The sequence below is a fragment of the Streptomyces spiramenti genome (genome assembly GCF_012034385.1).
In the GTDB taxonomy this organism is placed as follows: domain Bacteria; phylum Actinomycetota; class Actinomycetes; order Streptomycetales; family Streptomycetaceae; genus Streptomyces; species Streptomyces spiramenti.
This window is the reverse complement of sequence record NZ_JAAVJB010000406.1, coordinates 1-2,311: the sequence shown is the minus strand read 5'-3', so window position 1 is coordinate 2,311 and position 2,311 is coordinate 1. Positions and strand designations below refer to the sequence as shown.

Here is a 2,311-nt window from a genome sequence, read left to right as displayed (position 1 = left end):
CGCCGGCGCCGCGGGCGTCGCCACCGTGTCCGCCGCCGGGGGCGACCAGCGCACGCCGACGGTGGCCGCCGGCCCCCGCTCCCCGAACACCCGCTGGGCGTCGCGGCGTTGGCGCTCCCCGGCGACCGCCGCCAAGTAGGCGGAGGGGTGCATCCCCTCCGGGGGAGGCGTGCCCACCAGCGCCGAGAGGTCCCCGGCGAGGCGTACCGACATGGACCACGCGACCCGCTGCTCCAGCTTCGGCAGCCGCACGAGGAGCTGCCGCACCGCGAGCCACAGCTCCTCCGGCACCCGCGAGAGGTCGAGTTCGGCGAACCGGCCGGCGAGCTCGGGCGGGGGAGGCGGAAGCAGCGAGACGCGGGAGACGGGGATGCGTTCCCGCACCACCATGGTCCCGGCGAACACGTCGCCCAGCCGCCGCCCGCTCGGGGAGAACAGCGAGGACGCCATCGCCACGAATCCCATGGTGACGAACAGTTCGACGAAACCGACCAGGCCGCGGACGAAGGCGTGCCGGAACCGCACCGGACCGCCGTCGTCCCGGACCACCCGCAGACCGCACACCAGCTTTCCGAGGGAGCGGCCCCTGGTCAGGGTCTCCACCGCCACCGGCACCCCGATGAGCATCAGCACCAGCGTGGCGATCTCCACGGCGGAGAGCGCCGCGTCGCCCATACCGAGCGCCGAGGAGGCCAGCAGCAGCGACACCAGGACGTAGACGCCCACCAGGAGCGCCACGTCGATCGCGATCGCCAGCGCTCGGCTCGGCAGCCGTGCGGGTCGCAATCCCAGCACCACGGCGTCGCCGGTCACCAGACCATTCATCGGCCTCCGTCCCCCATCCGCTCGCTGCGCGCTCCGCTCGGGCGGGCTCGCAGCCGCGGCCCCGCCCGAGGACCGCTCCTCCACGTCCTTCCAGTCTGCCGTGTCCGCGGGGACGGTACCCCTCCACCCCGGCACCGTCGTCTGAGAAGGTCGTGTCATGGACCTGGATGTGTTCGTCGCCGCCCATCGTGCCGAGTGGGACCGTCTCGACCACCTGCTCGGCCGGGGACGCCGCCTGACCGGCGCGGAGGCGGACGAGCTGGTGGCGCTGTACCAGCGCGCGGCCACCCACCTCTCACAGCTGCAGAGCGGCGCGCCCGACCCGGTCGTGACCAACCGGTTGACGACACTCGTCGCCAGGGCGCGGAGCGTGGTCGTCGGCAGCAGGCGCGCCACCTGGCGGGACGCCGTCCACTTCTTCGCCGCCGGGTTCCCGGCGGCCTGCTACCGGACCCGGCACTGGTGGATCTGGACGGGGCTGGTCTTCACGGTGGCCACCGCTGTCATCGCGACCTGGCTGGCGAACAGTCCCGAGGCGGTCGCCACCGTCGCCGCACCCGAGGCGCTGCGGGAGATGACGCGCGAGGGCGGCAGTTACGAGAGCTACTACTCCAGCAGCCCGGCGGCGGCCTTCTCCGCCCAGGTGTGGACCAACAACGCCTGGATCGCGGCCATCTGCCTGGCCTTCGGGGTCCTGCTGGGCATCCCGGTGGTCTACGTGCTGGCGATGAACGCCATCAACGTCGGAATGGGCATCGGACTGATGGCGTCCGCGGGCCGACTCGACGTCTTCCTCGGGCTGCTGATCCCGCACGGCCTGCTGGAGCTGACGGCGGTCTTCGTGGCGGCGGGCGTGGGTCTGCGCCTGGGGTGGACGGTGATCGACCCCGGCCGCCGCACCCGGACCACCGCGTTGGCGGAGGAGGGGCGGGCCGCGATCGGCATGGCGGTCGGGCTGGCCGTGGTGCTGCTGGTCTCCGGCGTCGTCGAAGGGTTCGTCACCCCCTCCGGCCTGCCCACCTGGGCGCGCATCGCGATCGGCGTCCTCGTCTGGGCCGCGTTCCTCGTCTACGTGTTCGTACCGGGGAAGCGCGCGGCACTGGCCGGGGAGACGGGCGACCTGGCCCGTGAGGACCGGTCGGACCAGCAGCCCGTCGCGGTCTGACGCGCGGGGATTGACGGCGGCGTGGTGGGTGCGTATTGTTCTCCGAGCTGCCACGGAGCCTTCGGCTTCCCAAGCGACGCCAAGCGTCCCAGGTCCGGCAGCAACCACTGCCGAAGTGCATGAACCCTCACGGGTCTGTTTTGGCGTTCCTGTGTTCGTATTTCCCGACACGGATCGACGATTCATGAACCGGCGGCCGATTTTGAATCGGTCGGGGAAATGCTCTAACGTGGTGGACACGCCGGAGGGCGCAAAGCTCGAAAGGCCCCGCCGGCCGGGGGTCAGAAACACGAAAGTGAGTCTGATAGAGTCGGAGACACC

Annotated in this window: 2 protein-coding genes; one reads left to right on the top strand and one right to left on the bottom strand. The window is 71.7% G+C overall.

The window, feature by feature from the left end:
- Nucleotides 1–825, bottom strand: an 825-nt coding sequence (locus tag HCJ92_RS23695) for an RDD family protein (protein WP_167935658.1), incomplete at its 3' end; no start/stop codon positions are given.
- Nucleotides 826–982: 157 nt separating this feature from the next.
- Here HCJ92_RS23695 and HCJ92_RS23690 point away from each other — a divergent pair.
- Nucleotides 983–1,990: a stage II sporulation protein M gene (locus HCJ92_RS23690; protein ID WP_167935657.1), complete on the top strand. Its 1,008-nt coding sequence runs from the start codon at nt 983–985 to the stop codon at nt 1,988–1,990.
- Nucleotides 1,991–2,311: the final 321 nt, after the last annotated feature.